Source organism: Microseira sp. BLCC-F43 (assembly GCF_041929235.1).
Taxonomy (GTDB): domain Bacteria; phylum Cyanobacteriota; class Cyanobacteriia; order Cyanobacteriales; family Aerosakkonemataceae; genus Microseira.
On record NZ_JBHFNP010000317.1, the window covers coordinates 1 to 21,256 of the forward strand.

Below are 21,256 nucleotides of genomic sequence, written 5' to 3' on the forward strand. Positions count from 1 at the left end.
AATCGCTATTATGCTTTATCAGCAACAGCGCATTCACCTTGAACAAGCAGCCAAACTAATCGGAATATCGAACGATGACTTCTACCAATTGCTGGCATCCCGTAATATCATCACTCCACCCACTGACCCCGACGACGAACCAAACGAACTTATCCTAGCCAGCTTCCGCACTTCTCTTCAGCAAGCTAAAGAAGGCAAAGTACATGCCATCTCTGAACTGTGGGATGGCATAGATATCTGAAGAACTCTCCTAGCTCTTTCACAGTGGTTTAAGCGCGATATGCGATCGCCCAATTCACTCTGGTTCGGATCGTTGTTGGAAAGGATTAATAATAGCCAATCCATCAATGTTTGAGTAACCAAAGTCTTCTGTGTAAAGAGTTTTAACATTTGCTTCCAGACAAGCAGCAACGATCGTGGCATCCCAGTAGGATAGATTGAAGCGATTTAGCAAATTCTCTGCACGATCGAGAAGCATCCATGTGGGAAGAACAGTATACCAAACCTGTTGCAAGTCACGAATATACTGCCATGCTTGCGATCTATCATACCCTAGTGGTTCAAGTTTACGACTGGCTGCTAAATACTCACATGCAACCTGCCAGAGTAAAACGCCATCTGTTAGAGACAAAACTAAAGAAGAAGCTATTCTCTGTTTAACTAGATCGCGAGGATCGTTTACATAGATCAGAATGTTAGTATCAACGGCGTTCATGCAGCATTTCTCTTGTTAACTTAGGAGCATTAGCCGGAATCATATTTCGCTGCATTCGATCGATCAATTCTGTTAGAAAACGTTGCTTGGTAGCCAGATCTGTAATTGGTGGTACTGCAATTTGAGGTGATTGTATAAATAGATCGACTTCAGCACCTTCAGGTAAGTTGCAAGGAGTTTGCAAAATGAGTGTGCCGTTACGATAAATTGCTTTGAGAGCGAAGGGCATAAGGAAGGCTCCGTGCCAATTTCTACGAGTCGTTGGTTTATGCTTAATATATCATAACAAATTTGAAATTATAAGAAACTGAGTTAAAACTTCATAGCGAAACTTGATAGGCGCAGCGTCGCGCACCAGCGACGATATGTTCGGTGCGCTCAATTTTCACATTTTCCCCCAAAACACTCTGAAATACTTCTAATTCCTTCGCGCACAATCCCGTACAAGCGGTAGCAGCGGCGCAGATGGGACAGTGATTTTCGATTAATAAAAACGATCCATCTTCTAACCTTTCAACTTCTGCCATGTAACCTTCGTTGGTACGCAGCATTGCCAATGCTTCCAACTTTTCTTGCAACCCATCTTGGGAAACTTGCTCTCGATAGGCAGAAATTTGATGGCGAGTTCTCACTTCTAAAAGGCGGTCGATTCCTCCTTCGCCAAATGCCTCTGTTACTGAATTGATTAAGCTTAAAGTCAATTCGGCGTATCCTGCTGGAAAAAAGCGATCCGCTGCTGGAGTTAACCGCCAAACTTTAGCAGGACGCCCCATCGGACGGGGTTCTTCCTCATAGGTGACCAAGCGTTCCGACTGCAAGGCGTACAGGTGTTGTCGAATTGCCATTGCGGAAACTCCCAAGCGCGTGGATAGCTCTTTCGAGTCCATTGCCCCTTCTTGCTTGAGCAAGTTCACGATCGCGCGTCGAGTCCGCACCGTGGCATCGTTTTTCGGCGATTTGGCTTCCATATTAAGAAATTAAAGGAAAGTCTTTACAAAGTCAAGTCGGTATGGCTATCGTAGTTTATAAAGAGTTATCTTTAGAAAGTCAGGAGAGCGAGACGGGCGTCTCGCCTATCCTGGTAATGGAGGAAAAAAATATGGTTTCCAATGCGATAGATGGCTACGTTTTTGCGGCTAAGCTAGCTGATGTGCAAGCAAAAGGAAGCTTGCTAGTAAATTTAGAAAAACACGCCATCGCACTCTTCTATTCCAACGACCAAGTATACGCAATCGATAACCGCTGTCCGCACATGGGTTTTCCCCTCCACGGCAGTACTTGCAAAGATGGTATTGTTACCTGCCCCTGGCATTACGCCCGTTTTGACCTCAAAAGTGGCGGAACATTTGATTCTTGGGCAGATGATGTGCGTGGGTTCCCAGTACAGATTCGCGATGGGGAGGTGTGGGTAAATTTAGCGCCGCAAGTTGACCCTTACGTCCACCAACGCCAGCGACTGCAAGATGGGTTACAGCACAGTATATCGCTGGTGATTGCTAAGTCTGCGATCGCGCTTTTAGACTTGGGCGCTGACTTTACAGAACCGTTCCAAATTGGACTAGAATTTGGCACTCGCTACAACAAAAATGGGTGGGATACCGGGTTATCCATCCACACCTGCTTGATGAATTTACTGCCTTATTTAGATGCAGAAGACCGTCCCCGCGCCCTTTATCAGGGACTTTCCGCAGTTGCTCGCGATAGTGCAAATGCGCCGCCTCACTTTGTCGTTCACCCGCTGCCGAATTTTTCTGGCGATATTGATGCGCTCAAAAGTTGGTTCCGTCAATTTATCGAACGGCGCGACAGCGAAGCAGCAGAACGATGTTTGGTCACGGCAATTCGGATTGGTGCAAGTTCAAAACAAATTGCCGATATGTTATTTGCATCTGCCACGGATCGCCGCTACATTGATGTCGGTCATACCCTGGATTTTATTAACAAAGCACTAGAAGCTTTAGATGCTGTCAATTGGCAAGGATCGGAGGGTGTTTTAGCAAGTTTAGTAGCGGGTTTGGCGAATGCAACTCGCATGGAAGAATCTAACTCTTGGCGCTATCCAGTCGATTTGGTAGAAATTTTAGAAGCGGCGTTTGAGCAATTGCCAAAAGCTTTAGAATTAGGTCAATCTCACCGAGGTAATTGGTCGGATTTTGAGCAATTGATACCGATTTTATTGGGTGAGGATGCCGTCGCGATCGCCGACGCACTTTTGACAGCTTTAAAAGCAGGTTGTACCGAAGAACAATTAGCAGGCGCGGTGACTTACGCCGCCGCCTTGCGCGTTGCGCGCTTCCATACCAACAACGATCGTAGCGATTGGAATACAGCACACCATCCTTTTACATTTGCCAATGCGGTTCACCAAGGTTTGCGACGAGTCCCATCTCCTGAATTACTAAGGGGAGTTTTTGATGCGGCGATGAGCGTCTATTTGAATCGATTTTTGAATATACCGCCCGCCAAACTTCCAGAACCAAAAGATGGATTGGAAAATCCAGCAGAATTGCTCAAACAATTACCAGAACTGTTGGATCGACAGCAACAAGTCAATCAGGTCGGACAATTGGTGGCACAATATTTGTACGCTGGTGGGAAACCCGAAACATTGATGGCGATGTTGGGCAAGTTAATGTTGCGAGAAAATCGCGACTTTCACGTCATTCAGGAAATGGAAGCAGCATTTCGCCAGTATTCTTTGCTGGGTCAAACTCCTGCTGGAGTTCATGTCTTGGTCGCTGCGGCGCGATATTTAGCTGCTCACGCACCGACGATGCGAAGTCAAGAGCAAACCTATCAAATGGCGTATCGGTTGCATCGCGGCGATCGCTTATTTGAAGAATCCTAGGGACACGGCATCCGAAATCTTCTTTCCCAACGCCAATCACCTTTGTTTCTCGGAAAAATCCTGGGTTTGGCAACTCGACTTCGCCGCCATCAATTCGGTTTCTTTGTACACCTTTGTTTCTCGGAAAAATCCTGGGTTTGGCAACTCGAGATTGCCGCCATAAACCCGGTTTCTAAGTCAACATTTTACCCTCGCCGTGTCCTCACCTTTAAATTGTCTGTTTTTGCCATAGGTAATCGGTAAAACCCGCTTCCCCCTAGCTGAGATGCAACCGGACATAATATCAGGTAATTAAAGTAGTATGCTCTACCACAATCATGCGGGCATATAGAATTTGCTCGTTTACTTCCAAATTATTAATTAAACTCAGCGATCTAATCAAACCTGCTCCCCCAAGTTCGCCCTCAACTTCACTGTACTCAACTTCTAAAATTACATTATCTTCTCGCGAATCATTCGAGACACTTTCCGGATCTTGCCAACTTCCTAAAGCGTTAAGTTCTGTTGTTGCCTTCATAAAATCCAATACCTCTGCTTTATATCGGGGTACAGTCAATGATAAAAGTTCTCGCCCAGTTCGGGGTAAGTAAGTCTTTGTCCCCTCATCTCCAAACAGAATACCGAATAAAATATCCTTACAGTAGAGTAGGAATTTATTACCTTTTTCAGTACGGTACTCATCAGTAATCAAAGCTGTTCCCTTAGCAGGCGCATTAGCTAATAGGTACTCTTGCTCTATCAACCGATCGCGGTCATAATCTTCATATTTATTGATAAAATCGACCAGCATATCGCGATTTAATGCCATTTTTTGTAACCGATATATCCTTTCAAATCTTTTCTTAGCTTTGGCTTCCTGGATTAATTTTCGATCCATTTCTCGTAAGCTATGGGCGTCCAGGGTTAAACGCACAATTTGTTCAATCAGCCATTCTTTATCTTGTTGAATCAGATAGCTGCGAAGTTTGTCTTCAAATTGAGGAACGAGTTCTTTGTTGATTACCCGCACAATATTTTCTATGGTTGCCATGATTTCAGAATAAAGTATGGTGGCAAAAAATGCCTGGATGAAACTGAAAATCAGTATGCCTGTTTCAACTGAGGTAGGAATGATTTTTACCTGAACATATGCAGTAGCTTCGCTGAGACTTTCTCATAAATTTTTTAGCTAATTCTCAGAAATCTGGGCTAAAATATTTATTCGACAGCCTTTGATTTTGGCAATTTGACCAGAACAGGACGAGAAATCCCGTTTCTAAGCCGCTCCTGCGTAATTCCTGTGTCTGTTTTTACCAAATTTTATTGGTAAAACCGACCGCGCAATCCTGCGTGGGGGGCGACGGTTGGGGCGGATATCGCCCAAGACTGGCAAAACTCTGTATTCTTAATTTATACACTGTAATATTTCTTTGAGAAACTTGTAGAAACTTGTGCAAGAAGATTTTAGGCTGATTGTCGATTTGGTATTGGTTCTTAGTGCTGCGGCGGCGGGGGGTCTGTTGGCGTCGCTGTTGCGGCAACCCGTTTTATTAGGTTATCTGTTGGGGGGGATGATTGTCGGCCCTGCCGGGTTAGGACTGATTAAAGAAGTGATTCAGGTCGAAACCCTGGCGCAGTTTGGCGTGGCGTTTTTGTTATTTGCTTTGGGGGTGGAGTTTTCCTTTGCCGAACTTAAGAAAGTGCGAGGGATCGCTCTCGGTGGCGGCGGACTCCAAATCGCCCTCACCATCGCCATCACGGTTTTATTATGCGGCGTGACGGGGGCTTGGGAAACCTTACCCGCCAAGGGAATGTTTCTCGGCGCAATTCTGTCATTATCTTCCACCGCCGTAGTCCTCAAGTGCTTGATGGAGCGCAACGAAACCGAAACGCCCCACGCTCAGGTAATGCTGGGTATATTAGTCGTGCAGGATCTGGCAGTAGGATTGATGCTAGCCGTCCTCCCAGCGCTTGACGAACCCCCAGAAGCGCTTGGTTTAGCAGTAGGAGCGGCGGTACTCAAAATCGCGTTATTTGCAGCGGGTGCATTAGCAGTTGGGATATGGATTATACCACAAATTCTGCGATTTTTAGCTAAAACCGAGAGTCGGGAACTGTTTTTACTCGGCGTGGTGGCTTTGTGTTTGGGTGTCGCCCTGCTGACAGAACATTTAGGACTTTCCATCGAAATGGGTGCATTTGTCGCCGGGTTAATGATTTCAGAAGTCGAATATGCCGACCAAACTTTAACCTATGTCGAACCAGTCCGGGATATTTTTGCTACCTTATTTTTTGCGGCGATTGGCATGTTAATCGACCCGGTGTTTTTGTGGAATAACCTGGAATTGATTTTAGGACTGGTAGCCCTAGTATTGTTGGGTAAATTCTTAATCCTCGCGCCGATTGTGAGAGGGTTTCGCTATCCTTTAAAAACTGCTGTAATAGCTGGGGTGGGACTGGCTCAAATTGGGGAATTTTCCTTCGTTCTCGCGAGCGAAGGACAAGCATTGGGGCTGGTTTCTCGCCGAATTTATTTATTAATTTTGGGGACAACCGCTGTTACCTTAGTGGTGACGCCATTTTTGATGCGCGTTGTGCCGCAATTGTTAGATTTACCCTGGATCAAAAACTATTTAGAAGAAGCGAACGTACCTTTAGAAGTCGCCTGCGACATAGATTTGCAAAATCACATCGTCGTCTGCGGTTATGGTAGGGTGGGGCGCAATTTGGTGCGATTGTTACAGGCGCAGGAATATCCAGTGGTAGCGATCGACCAGTCGGAAAGTAGAATACAGCAATTGCGAGATGCAAAAGTGCCTTACGTTTACGGTAACTGTACCAGCTTGCACGTGCTGGAAACCGCTGGAGTAAACAACGCGCGGGGAATGGCGATCGCACTCCCCGATCCGATGAGTACCCGCCTTGCCCTCAAACGCGCGTTAGAATTAGCACCCGAATTGGATATCGTCGTGCGCGCTAACCAAGAAAAGGATATCGAATTGCTCTATCAATTGGGGGCGCGGGAAGTAGTACAACCAGAATTTGAAGCGAGTTTGGAACTCTCAAGTCACCTGCTGATCGGTATGGGAATGACTCCGAGAGCGATTCAACAGCAAGTGCAGCAAATACGCGATCGCAGCTATCTAGATCTGCGTCCAATTCGTTCCGCTTCCCAAGTTTCCCGCGAACTGCAACTGGCGGCCTCTGATATGAACAGTCGGTGGTATAATCTACCCGCCGGTTCGCCCTTAGAGGGGATGACGTTAGGGGAAGCAGATATCCGCAACTTAACTGGAGTGAGTTTAATGGCAATTCGCCGATCTAGAGGCGATGAAGTAGACTATCCAGACGCGCAAACAACCCTCCACGAAGGCGATCGCTTGTTAGTCGTGGGAGAAGGGGAAGAACTCGCCGCCTTCGACGATTTGGCGAAAGGGGAAGCTGTCGTACCCGGTTTCGATGACCCCTGTCAGTGGATTGTAGTACCGCCAGATAGTCCTTTCATCGGGCAAAAACTTGCTCTTCTCGATATTCGTCGCCAGTATGGCGTCCAACTGCGCGCCATTCGCCGGGATGGTAAGTTTATCCGCTTACCGGGAGAAGATACCGAATTGCTAGCAGGCGATCGCATACTATTATGCGGCGGTTTCCATCCCCTGAATCAAATTCAGCAAATTCTAGCACCCGAAACCCCCGCACCCGTTCCCCTCGTCCCCGTGGTAACAGCGGGTGAAAGCGAAGCGTTGCGCGAGTTTCTGCCAGTGGATAATTTAAGAGAAGGGTAATTGGTAATGGGTAATTGGTAATGGGGAAGAAACACCAATTACCAATTACCCATTACCTACGCTTTGGGTTTGATATAAGCAATCGCGCCTCGCCAGATCAGGATTTGCTGGTTGCTTTCATCCCGCAGGCAGATACAAGATGGATCTTGCCAGAGCAGCTTACCAGCTAGCACGTCACCTGTGGTCAGTTTCATCTCGACCTGTTTTTGATCTTTAATCGTAGATTGAACTTTACGAACGCTGGGCAAGTTAGTATCGAATTCGCTACTCATGGGTAATTGGCGATTGGTAATGGGTAATTGGTAATTTTAGGATACCCTCGTTCCCACGGTTCTGCCTGGGAACGCAATTACCACGGTTCTGCCTGGGAATGCCATTACCATATAACAATTGACAAAGGACAAATCTAATGGCAATCGAGTTTACTAAGTATCACGGTTTGGGGAATGACTTTATTGTGATCGATAATCGTTCCTCATCCGACCCTGCTGTGACCCCAGAACAAGCGGTGAAGTTATGCGATCGCCATTTCGGCATCGGTGGCGATGGCGTTATCTTCGCACTACCGGGACAAGATGGCACCGATTACACAATGCGAATCTTCAACTCCGACGGTTCCGAACCGGAAATGTGCGGTAACGGCATTCGCTGTTTAGCGCGTTTCATCGCCGAATTAGAGGGAAAATCAGACCCTACCGTTGAATATCGCATCCATACCCTCGCTGGTGTCATGAAACCCCAATTGCGCCCCGACGGTCAAGTCACCGTAGATATGGGACTGCCGCGCCTCCTCGCCGGGGAAATTCCCACTACCCTTGCACCCGCTGACCAAAAAGTCATCAATCTGCCTTTGTCAGTTGCGGGAAAATCTTGGCAAGTGACTTGCGTCAGCATGGGCAATCCCCATTGCATCACATTTGTTGAGGATGTGGCAGCTATTCCCTTAGAAAATATTGGTCCTCAATTCGAGCATCACTCAGTCTTTCCCCAACGCACAAATACGGAATTTATTCAAGTGGTGCGTAAAGATTATTTAAAAATGCGGGTTTGGGAAAGAGGTGCTGGCATCACATTAGCTTGCGGCACGGGTGCTTGTGCGTCATTGGTGGCAGGAGTGTTAACGGGAATGTGCGATCGCAAAGCAACTATCGAACTTCCCGGCGGACCATTAGAAATAGAATGGTCAGAACTTGACCAACGAGTATACATGACCGGACCTGCTGAAAAAGCCTTCACTGGTAGCGTGTAAGAATAAGGAAATGGGATGTGCGATCGCATTTCCCATCCTCAAAACTTTTTGTTAGGATAATTTTATATTTGCTCTCTTAACTAGGCGATAAAAATTCCTGGTACTGCTGGCTATGTGTTGAAGTAATTTTTATTATCAGGACTTACGCAAAGTTTTTATATGTAGGGTGCGTTAGCAAGCAGAGTACGGCACCATGACTTACGCAAAGTTTTTATATGTAGGGTGCGTTAGCCAGCAGAGTACGGCACCATTACACTATATTTAGTGTCGTTGCGTAAGTCCTGATTATTTTGGATAACTATCCGGATGGCGATTCAAAATGCTGAATATCCAATATAGAGGTTACCTATAATCAACTCAACACCATACCATGACAAACAGGCGAGTCATTTTATTTTTTATTTTATTACTTTCCACAGTTTTTGTGATATTTGTTATTCACCTGTTCAAGCCAGATAAAAATAACTGGATTGATATTATAATCGCTGTCTCTTTTCCAATATTGATAGGTATTGCGATCTATGCTTTTCTACCATTGCTCGATCGTGTTTTAGCTGCTCAAAAAAATAAAGGTTGCATTATTTATTTGTATGGGGCGGCGGGAACTGGAAAAACGACTCTGATTCATTCTTGGTTTACATTGGAAAATACAGTGCATCAATCAACTAATAATCTTGCATGTTACACCGAAAAAATCACAGTTATCCCAGGGTTAAAAATTACAGTTTCTGTAATAGATTAGAGAGGGCAAAAACCATCTATGGGAATTACAAATATTCCCGATAAATTCATATATCCTAGAAAAAAATCTGGTGAATGCTGCTATTTTTATTGTTGATATCATTGGACGCTATGATGAGAATGGCAATCCTCTAGATCCTCAAGATCTGCAACTTTCATGGCTTAGCACAAATACAGAAACCAAAATACACAACAGAAAACAGGAGCATTTGTCTTATATTAATCAAGTCACTATATAACTTGTTTTTTCTGTAATCTATAGCCTCAATCTGAGAAGCGTAAAACTCGTTATAAACAAATGCGATCTACTAGATAAATTACTTAAAAATCAATGCTTACCTAATCCGAAAAATTTAAATTATGAAGAATATGCAAAACAAATATTTATAGATATAGAGGAAGAAATTAAAACAGCTTGTGAACAGAATAGTATACCTAACTTTTCGGTAGAGGTTATAAGCGCAAACAAAGATTACGGAAAAAAAAAATTTTTGAAAAGTATCCTCGACCAGTATGAAAACTTGACCAACAATCATTAAACTAAAGAAGGAAAGATAAAAATGAGTAAGACCCCCAACCAAAAAGGAAAAGACGATATAGATTATTCTCAAAATTTAGAAAAGGAGAAAATCTATAGCACGCGCTCTAGATATATACTTATTATTGTTTTAGCAGTATTAATTACTATACTCTTCCCATTTGTGTTCGATCTCTATGCTAACAATAAGTCCAATGATGTATCAGCACCAGTAGGTTTAGTTGAAGTTCAAATTTTAGTGGCAGATGAAAATGGTCAACCTCTGAATAATGCATAAATATTATTTTTTAAATCAAAAAATATACCAACAATTCAATCAACAGACTCTCAAGGTTACGCAAAAATAGAAATTACTCAACACAGTGCATCCGATGTTATTGTAAGAAAACAAGGGTTCTTAGCCATTGAAGAAACATTAAACTCAAGTGACAAAGAAAAGATGGGCAAAATTTATATTTTAAGAAAAAACAACCAATTTTTGCGCGACTTGGGTCAAGGTAGCACTAGCAATGCTAGCCAAAATTGAGACAATTTTTTTTCTAAACTGCGGTCAAAAAATCCCAATCAGCGCAACTCTTTCTCGCGTAACAGCGCATCCATCCAAGCTGCATCCGATTCTGATAAAGGTGGCACGGTATCGCTATTATAATCAATAAAATAATCGTAGCCAGAACGATCGTAAACCCCATGTAATAGCGGCTGTAAATCTACCTCTGGTTCTACATCCCCCGGTCTTAAAGGTAATCGAAAAGCAGGAATTGCATCGGGTAAATTAAAAGCATATAAATCGGCGGTAGGGCGCGTATTCGATCGACTCACCAAAATTCGATAATGACTTTGGGTTGGATTGCCTAAAATTGGTAAATGTTCGCCCATTCGCAGCAGGTCAATTTCTACTAAATGCGTTAAGCTACCCAACACAGAGTAACGTTTTTTTTCATATTTTGAACGGCCTTCGCCTCGTTTGTTTGTAGGAGAAATAATTTCAATAACTGTGACTACTTCTTTAGTTATTGGATCTTGGACTTCCAAATAAGCTTCTCGAACTTCTTCTAACATTGGTAAATCTACTTTAATTGGTTGCGTTGCTGGAGTAACAACAGCAACATTGGAAGAAGTTGAAGGCGATATTGTTTGGCGGCGTTGTACGGTAATATCAGGTCTACCGACAAAGAGGGAATCTGTGCCGATAATTTCATAAATTCGCTTGTCCGTGACGACTTGATATTTTGGCAGTAATTTTGGGGTCAAGTCATAAGCGATCGCTACAATCAAACGATTATGGAAATCCGACCAACGATTGGGATCTTCTAAATAGGGGTTCATCCCCGGAAATGGAGAAGGCATGATGGTTTATCAGCAAATGCTGATAGGGTAAGGATATCTTTATTTTAGCTAAAGTGGTAATTGGTAATTTGTAATTGGTAATTGGACTTTTTCATAAAATTAAGATAAGGGCAGGCAGGATGCCTACCCCACAAGAATTTTGGCAGAGGTATACTAGACTTATAAATTAGGCGCAAAGAGCTGATAAACAGGGTTTATGGGGATATTTATCGTTGCCATAAACGATTTTTCATAGAAACCCGGTTTTTTGGCGTAAGTCCTGAGACTAAGCTGCTATGCATCTAATTTGACAGTGAATTTTTCTGAGATTCTTGTGGGATGGGCATCCTGCCCGTCTCTGTATTCTATTTAGATGCATAGCAGCTGATTGAGCAGCTAACTTCTGATAACTACCCATTACCTATTACCACTCGCTGGCTTATTTAGCAATACCTACAGGTGGATTTTCTAGGAAATTTTGCAACGCTTGCGGTTGCATAAATGCAAGATATTGGTGGTAATAACTCTAAAAGCAGCCGATTTTCCACCCAGAATTCAATTACATCAAAAAAGCCATCCCGCGAACAACGCAAAGCACGCCAACCTTCGCGATTTGCGAGCGCTATAATTTCTGCCTCGCTTGCTAGAGTTGAAATCGCCGCATGGGTAGCGCTGTAAGCTGAGGAACGAGGATTAGGGCGTGTTTTCAAACTCGTTATATCCTAAAAAAGGCGCGAGCGCTCTTCTTTTGTGTTGATGAATCGAGGGGACGAGAGTAATGAGCAGTGGGAGAGGTTAAAACCGCTACTGCCACCGCAGAAACCGAAAACGGGTAAGCCAAATCACGATCGCCGACAGGTTGTCAATGGCATCCTGTGGATACTAAGAACTGGAGCGCCACGGCGAGACCTGCCAGAACGTTATGGAAAGTGGGACGGTCCTTTTAACCGTGAAATCTACCGTCAACGCAATATTGTTGAACGTGCTATCAACCGACTCAAGCAAAAAATTACTGGCTATACGGTTCACTTAGTTGTTCCAGAAGTTGACAGTGGCCCAATTCTCATCCAAGCCGCCGTGCCGGTTTTGCCCGATGATACCCCAGAAACCCTGCACGCCCGGATACAGGTGCAGGAGCATAAGATTATGGTAGAAGCGATTCGCTACGCGACTGCTTCCCCGAACGGTCTAGCTGGTGCCCAGCATCAGGAAAAGTAACGCTCAAAATACAGACTTAGCATTAAGGCAGGCAGTCTGGCGTCTGCTAGGGGCTTTGTCGGTATAGTTGTTTATCTAAGCAGTCAACAATTGATACTGCTAGCTCATGCATTACCTCTAAAGCGGCATTTTCATATTTTTGATACTCGTTCAGGTCTTTAATTATCATTTTTTGACCATGAGCGATATCATTCCTCCTTCTAACTAATGCTTTAAGTTCTATTTCGTATTGATCTACTAGCTTACAATCAAGACCAGCTAAGAGTGAGTTTTGTTTCAATACATCAGGCCATAAATTTGATTGTGTTTCTAATTTTTCGGGAAAATCTAAATTTTCTTCTAGCATTAGGTTGAAACCTGTTTGCCCAAATTCCCATATACTTAATGGAGATAAATTTCCTCTCATCTCCTTAAATTTCTTATAAAGAGATAGCCTCGCTATTGTATCTTTACAATCTTTTCTTTTAACCCCTGTCTTTTGCAGTTCGTCGAGATATAAATCCCATGCAAACTTGCAAAAACCTTCGTAGTGAGCATAAAGAAGCGCCCACATTGCACGTAGAAGCACTCGGTATCTAGCAGAGTCTTTTGCAGCTAGAACAGCTTGTTGCTTCAATATAGCAAGTTCTGCCTGTCTCCAATCTAAATCTTCTTCCAGTTGCTGCAACCACTTACTCATTGACTAGCTCCAAAAGAGCGTTCTCAATTGTATTGATTCTGCCTCTTAGCTTGTCTTGTTTATTGGCGCCAGAACCAGTATATTTTCTAAATTCTTCAGTTTGAACTGGATCAATTATTTTCTGTTTAATTGCATCAATTGGCAGATTACGAATGCGCTCCAGTACATTACAAGTACCTACTGTAATAGCTTCATAATAAGCAGGAGCAAGACCTCCTATAGGATCGTTTCCCCTATATTTTACAAATGCACCTTCTCCTAAAGTATTACTCAAGAATGTAAACAATCTATTAAATTGTTCTGTTTCTAAATGGTAATCAAAGTTTATATCTTTAAGCAGGATTTTTTCCATGTAATTATCTAGCCAATCTTGAACACTACCTTTAAATAAATTCTGAGCATTCTTGGTAGCCAAAAATCTCAAAACAAGTTCTTCGTCTCCTTTTTTATCTTTTTCTGGTTGTGACAGTGTTTCTATGCAATTTACAAAAGCAGGGTGAGTTGCCTTTTCTTGTATAAAAGAATAGAATCGGATGCCATCTTCACCTACCATCCTGGCAGAACAGTTGCGAATTTCTTGTGGATCTAAATTTGCTCCGCCTGTATTTAATCTTTTAAACATTGCATATCTTAAAAATGACTTACTTTGTCTTTTGATGACAACAGTTCTAACTGACGAGCGTTTGATGGTAAGCCTCAGTCTTAGGGGTAAGTCCTCAAATTTTCTACCATCCAGATCTTTGACTAAATCGCATCCTTGAAGAACAAGAGGTTCCAGGTTTAAAACTGACGGATTAATAAACTGAATAACTGAACTGATTCTTTGCAGACCATCAATTAGTTCCAAAACCCCACTTTCTTTTTCTATAACGAAAATTTGAGGTATTGGCAGTTCCAAAAGAATTGACTCAATTAGGCGCGACTTTTGTTCATCAGACCATCGGAATAGACGTTGATATTCTGGTTGAATTATCAGTTCTTTTGCTGAATGTAAATTGACGATTTCGCCGAAGCTTATATCAAGAGACTCAGTACGAACTTCACCAATTTTCTGATCTATAATTTCTTCTATTTCAGCCATCACATACACTCCTGAGATGAAGTTTTACTGATTGAAATAATAATTATTTTTATCCTAAAATAATTTTCTTGTATTGTCTGACACTCACTTCTACTTTCAAGCAGTACTTTTGATTACACAGGTTACTATTCAGCGTACATAACTTTATATTTCTGAACAGGCTTACCCAAAGTATATCAGGTTTTGAAACAGATCGCGAAGAAATAGAGGAGAGTAAAAGTAGCAATTTATACATTAAATTTTTCTATTTATTCAGTGTGGTTATAACCTCCTCCACCAACTCCGCTACATTTTCCTGCCTGAAGAACTCTGTCAGTCGCCGAGTTTTGGGTTTGGTGGGAAGTACGCATAAACAGGATACCTGTTGGGCAGCCTGCTCTAGTGCAGTGCGATAAGCTCGACTGGTAGCATAACCGATACAGGCGATGTAGCGATCGCTATGTCGATTTAAGTAGGACACCAGGCGATTAGCTATTAGGTCAATTTGAGCTTGGTTAAATGGTTCTAAACGAAAGTCGTAGCCTAATATAGCTGCTTCATTTTCCGATTCTTCTGGTACCGGGCCGTAAAGTCCAGAAAGCGTTACCTTGTGAATTAGTTCGGTCTTTTTTCCCAAAGCTTGCTCGAGTCTTTCCCCAATCAAGCGATGAGAACGGGACTTGGAATAAGGTTTACCACCCGAACAAGGAATGATTAACAACACACGCCTGTCTTTAGTGGGGCAGTAACCATTATTTAGAATATTGAAGTCATCAGGGGTGTATTTCAAAGAAACAACCCGTTCGCTGAGATTTGCTTTCTGCTTTTGAGGCGCGGACACTATGCGCGTTAGTCTAACTCCTAGGCTCTCATCTTCTTTAGCGATAACCTCCAATGCAGACTGCAACTTAGGAAACTTTTCTGCATGCTGAATCAGATATTCCTGCAATGAATCCGCTTCTATAGCTTCTCTTGTCTCTTTGACGACTCGGAAATCCATTTCCAGATTGTGTAAAGCAATATCGCCGTAGTATTTACTCTTGTAGTGACCGTTGGGCAGTGGACGACCGCGAATTTCTGATGTCAGCGAACTTTGTATCTCCTCCAAGTTCACCTGCTGACACACAGGGCAATTACAGGTCAATTCTTCCATTTCCAGAACTGGATAAGTACGTCTAGTCTTAGGGTCAATGTAGTTTAAACTTCTCGCTTCTTGAACGTAGGTGCTGGAATCAAAGCTATCTATTCCCAGATATGCCAGAATAGGTATCATATTGCCTGTTACCCCAAAAACGTGGATAGGTATTTGATTGCGCCTACTTTCTGGGATATTCTCCTGCAAGCCCCTTAGTATTTCAATAATGGCAGAATATTTATGCGCTCCCCGCAGCGGTACTAATGAACCAACAGCCAATCCAAAGGGGAAATTATTCAAGTCTTTTTCCTGAAATGTTTTAAAGACTTGTTTCATATAATCACCCATGCTCGCTCGATCTTGACCATGAGCAGCAACGTAAAGAAAAGGCTGGTAATCTGGATTTTTCTGGAGATACCTAGCTGTTCCAACAGCGTTCTTTATGCTCTTATCCATCCACTCCTTCGCCTCTGATTCTGTCAGACCAGGAGGCAAGGGGTAATCGAGTGTAGCAACAATATCTCCCCCTAAATCCCTCTGCAATTCCAAGATAGTCTCATAACCTTTATCGCTTTTGACAGATAGACCATAAACCGACAAGTCTACGTTTTTGTTCCAGAGTAGCTTGAACCCACCAGAATCAAGAAATATTGCAGAATTGTATTGCAGAGGTGGTGATACTTCCTGATTGTAACGTCGTTGAATGCCTAAGTTTCTCCACTTGTTAAGCTCATGAACCCTATTGGGAATGAAGTCTAAAAAGTGAAGCACCTGAGACATGACAGGCAGGTTACGACGCAGCAAGCCATTGGATACATCTGCCTGTAAAACATATTTCCATAACCCTCCACCCCTAGCTGTCGTACCCGTGATCAAACATACCACTGGGAACAATATGGGTGTAGAGAGTGTGGTATGTGCGAGGTGCAACTCACCTGTGCGACCATGACTGAAAACCTTGGCTGAAAATACTGATAATTCCACAATTTACTCTTAATTAACAATAGAGTTGCGCCTGCCTGTAAAGTTTTTTCTTCATTGTTATGCTTAGAGGCTTTATAATTTTATACCTCATGCCCGCTATTGCTGTAATGTTTATATACCGCATTACAAAACTCTTTAATCACTGTATCATATTGAATATAAAATTTTATTTTTACCTATCCAACAACTGAATTTATTTATTATTGCTTGATTTTTTAGGATTGAATTTAAATTAATTGAAATTTTATACCTGGCTATCCCCGAATGATTGCTAATAATAAAAACAGGGAAGCAATCTCAGATTTAATCATAAGATTAAATTAAAATCGGCCTCCCAGTTGCACCTAGTAAATGGGAACTTCCATCTTCATAGGATGATTTCTATGCTGTTACCAACTAACTTGGCTACCTGTGGATCGGTCACCCCACCTTCCAAAGCCATCGTAATTAAATTGTGTCGGGTGTTGTACTGGGGTCTGTAACGCCTCACCTTGGCTCTTTGACCAGTTGGGTGACTATACCATAATCCTGCTGTCTCCCACATCTGATCAGCCATCTCAGTAGCCAAATGGTCAGGTGGGTTTTGGCTACTCGATTACGAGATTAAGCTCTGAAAGTCTGATTAAATCTGAATTTTACAACGGAGAGGGTGGGATTTGAACCCACGTTGACGTTGCCGCCAAAGCAGATTTCGAGTCTGCCGCATTCAACCACTCTGCCACCTCTCCACAGATGGATTATCCTATTTTACTCGTTTCCAGAGTGCTTTTCTAGTATATCACAGGAGGGAAGCTTCGTTTTCAGTTAACTCCAAAGTTGTCTCAAACCCACCTTTGGGTGACCACTGAATTGCACCATCGCGGTTTGTCCAGAAAAGCTGAGTTTTGTTTCTCCGCAACGCTGTCACCGTATCCGGATCTACAGAACTCGAGGAAGCGATCGCGACACTCGGTTTTAGTACATTGAGCAAATCGTTGGTCAAGCGTTCCCCAGACCATGCTAAAACCTGTAAATTGGACAGTCCTATTTTAGTTGCCAACAGCTTTTGCTGATCGGGTTGGAGATTTCCCAGCAATAACCAATTTTGGCCTTGAATCTGCAACTGCAACACAGGAAGGTCGGCATCGAGTAGCTTAACATCGGTCGAGCCAGTTTCGACCCTGCGACCGGCTGCTAAAGTTTGATAAGTTCCCTGACGAGTTTGCACGGCAGTTTCAAGATTGGGTTGACTGGTAGAGTCCCTCATAGCCGGTTCGTTGTAAAAGTTAGCAATAGGCAAGCGTTCTAAAATTGTAGACCAGCCATTGTTCGTAACCTGGGTATCAGTTCGGTTACCCAAGCGTGGAGTACAGCAACGAATTGCCGCATCTATTTGGTTAACGCCTTGTTGTTGCAGGAAAGGTAAAACTGTAAAACGAGCTGTATTGGCATCCCCGCTATTAACCAGCGTAATTTTTCCTTGGTCTTGGATAATCAGGACAGGTTCTCCTGGAGTAGCTAGCACGGTTACTTGGAACAAAGTCGTCTTAGCGTACCAAACAGGAAAGACAACCAAACTGATAGCGATTAATCCGGCTAACCACCAACGCCGCTGCCACCAACGCCAAAGCCAGACTATGGCGATTAAACCATAGAGTGCGATTAACTGCCAGAGAGCGATCGCGCCAACTGCAACTGAATTTCCAGGTAACTGACCGCAGAATTCTACCAGTTGAATTAGCCAATGTGCGGGGTAATATAGAGGCCAAGCGATCGCGCTGCCTGCCAAAGGCCAAATCAACCCAGCCAAAGCGCTGATGAAGCCACCAATGCTAATAATAGTTATTAAAGGTGTAGAAATTACATTGACTAGAATGCTGTAGGGCGAAACCACGTTAAAAACATATAGTTGTAGCGGTAGCGTCCATATGGAAGCAGCAATTGGGAGAGCGATCGCCCCAGCTAATACAGGTGGTAACCAATCTAAACCTTTCATCAAAGCTGGCACAGTTGTCAACAATCCCAACGTTGCCAGAAAACTCAATTGAAAACTTAAATCTTGAATCCAAAGCGGATTAATCAGCAATAAAATAGTAGCAGCCAATAAAAGAGAACCAAACGGCTTAATTTTTCGCTCTTGCACCATAGCAGTCAATGCGGCAATTCCCATTATTACTGCTCGCAGCACGGGTGCTTGTGGCCCAGTTAACCCCAAAAAAATCAAAAGTGCCGCCACACCATAGCCAAATTTTGCTCTTGCTGATAACCTGCCAGTCAACGAGCCAACAATCGCTAAAATCAGAGAAACTTGGAAGCCAGAAGCAGCTAATGCATGAGCCAATCCTACTTTGGCAAACTGGTCTCGAATCGCGGCTGGTAGGTATAAGTTTACCGCCTGACTTCCCAGCACCATTGCACTAACAAAAGGACCTTCAGGAATACCTAACTTACTAGCTTGAGAGCGGAGAATTCGCTGTCGGATGCGCCACCATCCCCAGCGGGAACCTGCCTTTTCATCCGGAATACTCACGCTTCGACCTGTCAAACCGGCAAAAGCACCTTCTTTAGCCAAATAAGCTTGAAAATCAAAGCTACCGGGATTAGCAGGCGGTTTAGGTTTGTATAAGCTTCCAGTCACGTTAATTTCTTGACCGCTATTTAAACCAGTTGCTTGCAATAAAGGAACGGTGACATACAACTTACCCGTAACGCTTTGACCGACCCTTGCTGGTTTGTCTATCCCCGCTACTTCGTTGAGTTGATTAGCATTTAACCAAAACTGAGCCCGTTTACTGCGAGTTAGGCGAGGCGTACTCGCAATCTTACCGCGCACCCTGACGATCTGCTCCTGAGCATTCCCGCTTGTCTGTGTGGCGACGAACTGGCTAATATCATTTTTTCCTGGTTGCGGCACAGTTAGTTGAAAATACAGGGGAGCTAAAAACAAAAGCGTTGCAGCCGTTAGCCATAATCTACGTGGCGCAACTGTTCGCCAAATTCGAGGGATGATGAAAGCTGCTGCTAGTCCTAACCCACCTAATGCTAAAGCCAGAATGAAATAAAATCTGCGTTCGGCGATGGAAGACATTACTGCCGCAGACAGTAGTCCCAGAATGTAAGCCAAACACAGAATTATCCCACCAACAGCAGCCATCAGATTGCCAAACCCAATTTCAAACCCAGCACGGCATGGATAAAGACAACGACAAGGGCTACACTTCCCAAGTAGGCGTGAACGGTGCGTAAACTTGCTTTATTGCCCCCAAAGCCGGTTACAGAAATTAATCCGTTGATAGCCAGCAACAGCAGCACAATCGAGCCAGTCCAAAAATGGGGACTTTCCAAGATCGGTTGATGCTGCATCACCAAAGATAAAACGCCGCCGGTATAGCCAGTTGCCATAAACAGAAACATCCAAGGCGCTAACTTGCGGTGTTCCATGCGACTTTTCGCCGCAGTTGCTTCATCTGCAATTGTGCGTCCCCGCCATCCAGCTAAGCCCACAAAGCTGCCCATAACAAAGACCACAATTGCCATCATCAACGGATGCCCCCAATGTACCACCGGCTGGGGAATGCCCATACTCCGGAATATATCGCCAATTGGTTCTAAAAGGTTTAACAGATCAACCATAGGGTTTAACACCACTACGAGGCGTGCAAGCTACCGCGTCAAAATTTTACCAGGCGAGCGCTCGGAATTGTGCAATTTCGCCAGTGGAAAACCTAGCGCTTCCCGTTGCTGCAAGTAAAGCTGGGCTACTTGTCTTGCTAGGTGGCGAATTCTAGCAATGTAGCGAGTCCGCTCCGTTACGGAAATAACGCCTCTGGCATCGAGCAAGTTAAAAGTATGAGAACACTTCAAAACATAGTCCAGACTGGGTAGAACCAATCCTCGCTCGATCAGTTGCGAGGCTTCTTGCTCGTAAAGACCAAAAAGGGTAAAGAGTAACTCTGGATTAGATGCCTCAAAGTTGTAGGTACACTGCTCTATTTCTCCCTGGAGGTGAACATCCCCGTAGCGGATGTTATCAGTCCAGCGAATTTTAGCGATCGCATCAGTTTCCTGAAGATACATCGCTAGTCGCTCCAGTCCATAGGTAATTTCTATCGAAACCGGACGACAATCAATACCCCCGCATTGCTGGAAGTAGGTAAATTGGGTAATTTCCATCCCATCTAGCCAGACTTCCCAGCCAGTTCCCCAAGCTCCCACCGCAGCATCTTCCCAGTTATCCTCCACAAACCGAATATCGTGGTCTTCTGGACGGATACCCAGCGCCCTGAGGGAATCGAGATAAATCTCTTGGATGTTATCTGGGGAAGGTTTAATCAGAACCTGGTACTGATAATAGTGCTGAAAGCGGTTGGGGTTTTCGCCGTAGCGACCATCCGCAGGACGACGACAAGGCTCTACATAGGCGACCGACCAAGGCTCAGGTCCAATCGCTCTTAAAAAGGTATGAGGATTTTTGGTGCCTGCCCCCTTCTCAATATCGTAGGGCTGGGCGATCAGACACCCGCGAGCGCTCCAAAATTGATTGAGCGTAGCAACCACCGACTGAAAATTCACAAGTTTTTTTCCTACACCGAGCGTGACGCTTAACCCATTTTGGCGCAAAACCCTCATCGGAGCAAGGTTTCAGTAATTTTAAAAAAAATTTCCCAAAGGGCTTGACAGTCCCTTATAGACTTGTTAGATTAGTAAAGCGGTCGAGAGAAAGCAAAGCGCAAGCAAAAGCTAAACGCTCTCCAGCGCAACGAACCATGAAAAAAGCATAGTTTGAAAGCAAAAACCAAACAAGCCTCGTAAAAAAAAATTAAAACAGCCGGGGCGAGAAAAACGCAACGGCAGCCAAAAAAAACTTTTCGCGAATACAACGGAGAGTTTGATCCTGGCTCAGGATGAACGCTGGCGGTCTGCTTAACACATGCAAGTCGAACGGGGGTAGAAATACCCTAGTGGCGGACGGGTGAGTAACACGTGAGAATCTAGCTTCAGGTTCGGGACAACAGAGGGA

At 43.9% G+C, this 21,256-nt stretch carries 20 protein-coding genes, 1 tRNA gene, 1 rRNA gene and 2 pseudogenes; 10 read left to right on the forward strand and 14 right to left on the reverse strand.

What is annotated here, in order from left to right; translation table 11 throughout:
* Positions 1-241: UPF0175 family protein (locus ACE1CM_RS42560; RefSeq protein ID WP_374885373.1), on the forward strand; the 241-nt coding region annotated here is incomplete at its 5' end.
* A 54-nt stretch (positions 242-295) separates the two neighbouring features.
* On the opposite strand, the gene ACE1CM_RS42565 is transcribed toward ACE1CM_RS42560, so the two are convergent.
* The 3 genes from ACE1CM_RS42565 to ACE1CM_RS42575 all read right to left on the reverse strand — a co-directional run bounded on the left by ACE1CM_RS42565 (position 296) and on the right by ACE1CM_RS42575 (position 1,683).
* On the reverse strand, positions 296-715 hold the full coding sequence (locus tag ACE1CM_RS42565; protein WP_374885375.1) for a PIN domain-containing protein: 420 nt from the start codon (positions 713-715) through the stop codon (positions 296-298).
* The gene (locus tag ACE1CM_RS42570) at positions 702-944 is read right to left on the reverse strand and encodes an antitoxin family protein (RefSeq protein ID WP_374885377.1); all 243 of its coding nucleotides are present in this window, start codon (positions 942-944) and stop codon (positions 702-704) included. The genes ACE1CM_RS42565 and ACE1CM_RS42570 overlap by 14 nt, the downstream gene beginning before the upstream one ends.
* Positions 945-1,035: 91 nt before the next feature.
* Complete coding sequence (locus tag ACE1CM_RS42575) at positions 1,036-1,683, reverse strand: helix-turn-helix transcriptional regulator (protein WP_374885379.1); 648 nt, start codon at positions 1,681-1,683, stop codon at positions 1,036-1,038.
* A 41-nt stretch (positions 1,684-1,724) separates the two neighbouring features.
* Between ACE1CM_RS42575 and ACE1CM_RS42580 the strand changes: the two genes are divergently transcribed.
* Positions 1,725-3,563, forward strand: a complete 1,839-nt coding sequence (locus ACE1CM_RS42580; RefSeq protein WP_374885380.1) for a Rieske (2Fe-2S) protein — start codon at positions 1,725-1,727, stop codon at positions 3,561-3,563.
* 283 nt (positions 3,564-3,846) lie between these two features.
* Here ACE1CM_RS42580 and ACE1CM_RS42585 read toward each other — a convergent pair whose 3' ends face one another.
* A complete protein-coding gene (locus ACE1CM_RS42585; protein ID WP_374885382.1) occupies positions 3,847-4,593 on the reverse strand; it encodes a hypothetical protein in 747 nt (248 codons plus the stop codon).
* 400 nt (positions 4,594-4,993) lie between these two features.
* On the opposite strand from ACE1CM_RS42585, the gene ACE1CM_RS42590 reads away from it, so the two are divergent.
* Positions 4,994-7,327 (forward strand): cation:proton antiporter, encoded by a 2,334-nt coding sequence (locus ACE1CM_RS42590; protein ID WP_374885383.1) that lies wholly within the window; start codon positions 4,994-4,996, stop codon positions 7,325-7,327.
* A 56-nt stretch (positions 7,328-7,383) separates the two neighbouring features.
* Here ACE1CM_RS42590 and ACE1CM_RS42595 read toward each other — a convergent pair whose 3' ends face one another.
* On the reverse strand, positions 7,384-7,599 hold the full coding sequence (locus ACE1CM_RS42595) for an RNA-binding protein hfq (protein ID WP_374885384.1): 216 nt from the start codon (positions 7,597-7,599) through the stop codon (positions 7,384-7,386).
* Positions 7,600-7,736: 137 nt separating this feature from the next.
* Between ACE1CM_RS42595 and dapF the strand changes: the two genes are divergently transcribed.
* The 4 genes from dapF to ACE1CM_RS42615 all read left to right on the forward strand — a co-directional run bounded on the left by dapF (position 7,737) and on the right by ACE1CM_RS42615 (position 10,132).
* Positions 7,737-8,576 carry a diaminopimelate epimerase gene (gene dapF, locus ACE1CM_RS42600; RefSeq protein ID WP_374885385.1) on the forward strand — a complete coding sequence of 280 codons (840 nt, stop codon included), beginning with the start codon at positions 7,737-7,739 and terminating at the stop codon, positions 8,574-8,576.
* Between the two features lie 370 nt (positions 8,577-8,946).
* Positions 8,947-9,318, forward strand: coding sequence for a hypothetical protein (locus ACE1CM_RS42605; RefSeq protein ID WP_374885386.1), 372 nt, complete (start codon positions 8,947-8,949; stop codon positions 9,316-9,318).
* Positions 9,319-9,388: 70 nt separating this feature from the next.
* Complete coding sequence (locus ACE1CM_RS42610) at positions 9,389-9,556, forward strand: hypothetical protein (RefSeq protein ID WP_374885387.1); 168 nt, start codon at positions 9,389-9,391, stop codon at positions 9,554-9,556.
* Between the two features lie 321 nt (positions 9,557-9,877).
* Positions 9,878-10,132, forward strand: a complete 255-nt coding sequence (locus ACE1CM_RS42615; protein WP_374885388.1) for a hypothetical protein — start codon at positions 9,878-9,880, stop codon at positions 10,130-10,132.
* Positions 10,133-10,419: 287 nt separating this feature from the next.
* On the opposite strand, the gene ACE1CM_RS42620 is transcribed toward ACE1CM_RS42615, so the two are convergent.
* Positions 10,420-11,202, reverse strand: coding sequence for a DUF4058 family protein (locus ACE1CM_RS42620; protein ID WP_374885389.1), 783 nt, complete (start codon positions 11,200-11,202; stop codon positions 10,420-10,422).
* Between the two features lie 735 nt (positions 11,203-11,937).
* On the opposite strand from ACE1CM_RS42620, the pseudogene ACE1CM_RS42625 reads away from it, so the two are divergent.
* Both ACE1CM_RS42625 and ACE1CM_RS42630 read left to right on the forward strand, forming a co-directional pair.
* Positions 11,938-12,115 (forward strand): annotated as a pseudogene (locus ACE1CM_RS42625) (transposase); the annotation flags it as partial.
* Between the two features lie 71 nt (positions 12,116-12,186).
* Positions 12,187-12,399: pseudogene (locus tag ACE1CM_RS42630) on the forward strand (formyltransferase family protein); the annotation flags it as partial.
* A gap of 46 nt (positions 12,400-12,445) precedes the next feature.
* Here ACE1CM_RS42630 and ACE1CM_RS42635 read toward each other — a convergent pair.
* The 8 genes from ACE1CM_RS42635 to glyQ all read right to left on the reverse strand — a co-directional run bounded on the left by ACE1CM_RS42635 (position 12,446) and on the right by glyQ (position 20,808).
* Positions 12,446-13,078, reverse strand: coding sequence for an MAE_28990/MAE_18760 family HEPN-like nuclease (locus ACE1CM_RS42635; RefSeq protein WP_374885391.1), 633 nt, complete (start codon positions 13,076-13,078; stop codon positions 12,446-12,448).
* On the reverse strand, positions 13,071-14,159 hold the full coding sequence (locus ACE1CM_RS42640; protein ID WP_374885393.1) for a DUF262 domain-containing protein: 1,089 nt from the start codon (positions 14,157-14,159) through the stop codon (positions 13,071-13,073). Before ACE1CM_RS42640 ends, ACE1CM_RS42635 begins: the two co-directional genes overlap by 8 nt.
* A gap of 244 nt (positions 14,160-14,403) precedes the next feature.
* Positions 14,404-16,257 (reverse strand): tRNA-guanine transglycosylase, encoded by a 1,854-nt coding sequence (locus tag ACE1CM_RS42645; protein WP_374885395.1) that lies wholly within the window; start codon positions 16,255-16,257, stop codon positions 14,404-14,406.
* Between the two features lie 367 nt (positions 16,258-16,624).
* Positions 16,625-16,813, reverse strand: coding sequence for a hypothetical protein (locus ACE1CM_RS42650; RefSeq protein WP_374885396.1), 189 nt, complete (start codon positions 16,811-16,813; stop codon positions 16,625-16,627).
* 85 nt (positions 16,814-16,898) lie between these two features.
* Positions 16,899-16,985, reverse strand: a tRNA-Ser gene (locus ACE1CM_RS42655).
* A gap of 50 nt (positions 16,986-17,035) precedes the next feature.
* Positions 17,036-19,390 carry a ComEC/Rec2 family competence protein gene (locus ACE1CM_RS42660; protein WP_374885397.1) on the reverse strand — a complete coding sequence of 785 codons (2,355 nt, stop codon included), beginning with the start codon at positions 19,388-19,390 and terminating at the stop codon, positions 17,036-17,038.
* Positions 19,390-19,869 (reverse strand): DUF4079 domain-containing protein, encoded by a 480-nt coding sequence (locus tag ACE1CM_RS42665; RefSeq protein WP_374885398.1) that lies wholly within the window; start codon positions 19,867-19,869, stop codon positions 19,390-19,392. The genes ACE1CM_RS42660 and ACE1CM_RS42665 overlap by 1 nt, the downstream gene beginning before the upstream one ends.
* Before the next feature lie 30 nt (positions 19,870-19,899).
* The gene (gene glyQ / locus ACE1CM_RS42670; RefSeq protein ID WP_374885399.1) at positions 19,900-20,808 is read right to left on the reverse strand and encodes a glycine--tRNA ligase subunit alpha; all 909 of its coding nucleotides are present in this window, start codon (positions 20,806-20,808) and stop codon (positions 19,900-19,902) included.
* A 304-nt stretch (positions 20,809-21,112) separates the two neighbouring features.
* Between glyQ and ACE1CM_RS42675 the strand changes: the two genes are divergently transcribed.
* Positions 21,113-21,256: ribosomal RNA gene (locus tag ACE1CM_RS42675) — 16S ribosomal RNA — on the forward strand; the annotation flags it as partial.

Bases quoted from the DNA above. Each gene is read 5' to 3' on its own strand.
- ACE1CM_RS42615 (WP_374885388.1), top strand. From the start codon at position 9,878: ATGAGTAAGACCCCCAACCAAAAAGGAAAAGACGATATAGATTATTCT.
- ACE1CM_RS42585 (WP_374885382.1), bottom strand. From the start codon at position 4,593: ATGGCAACCATAGAAAATATTGTGCGGGTAATCAACAAAGAACTCGTT.
- ACE1CM_RS42620 (WP_374885389.1), bottom strand. From the start codon at position 11,202: ATGCCTTCTCCATTTCCGGGGATGAACCCCTATTTAGAAGATCCCAAT.
- ACE1CM_RS42570 (WP_374885377.1), bottom strand. From the start codon at position 944: ATGCCCTTCGCTCTCAAAGCAATTTATCGTAACGGCACACTCATTTTG.
- ACE1CM_RS42640 (WP_374885393.1), bottom strand. From the start codon at position 14,159: ATGGCTGAAATAGAAGAAATTATAGATCAGAAAATTGGTGAAGTTCGT.
- ACE1CM_RS42650 (WP_374885396.1), bottom strand. From the start codon at position 16,813: ATGGCTGATCAGATGTGGGAGACAGCAGGATTATGGTATAGTCACCCA.
- ACE1CM_RS42580 (WP_374885380.1), top strand. From the start codon at position 1,725: ATGGCTATCGTAGTTTATAAAGAGTTATCTTTAGAAAGTCAGGAGAGC.
- ACE1CM_RS42660 (WP_374885397.1), bottom strand. From the start codon at position 19,390: ATGGCTGCTGTTGGTGGGATAATTCTGTGTTTGGCTTACATTCTGGGA.
- ACE1CM_RS42665 (WP_374885398.1), bottom strand. From the start codon at position 19,869: ATGGTTGATCTGTTAAACCTTTTAGAACCAATTGGCGATATATTCCGG.
- ACE1CM_RS42565 (WP_374885375.1), bottom strand. From the start codon at position 715: ATGAACGCCGTTGATACTAACATTCTGATCTATGTAAACGATCCTCGC.
- dapF (WP_374885385.1), top strand. From the start codon at position 7,737: ATGGCAATCGAGTTTACTAAGTATCACGGTTTGGGGAATGACTTTATT.
- ACE1CM_RS42635 (WP_374885391.1), bottom strand. From the start codon at position 13,078: ATGAGTAAGTGGTTGCAGCAACTGGAAGAAGATTTAGATTGGAGACAG.
- ACE1CM_RS42595 (WP_374885384.1), bottom strand. From the start codon at position 7,599: ATGAGTAGCGAATTCGATACTAACTTGCCCAGCGTTCGTAAAGTTCAA.
- ACE1CM_RS42575 (WP_374885379.1), bottom strand. From the start codon at position 1,683: ATGGAAGCCAAATCGCCGAAAAACGATGCCACGGTGCGGACTCGACGC.
- ACE1CM_RS42605 (WP_374885386.1), top strand. From the start codon at position 8,947: ATGACAAACAGGCGAGTCATTTTATTTTTTATTTTATTACTTTCCACA.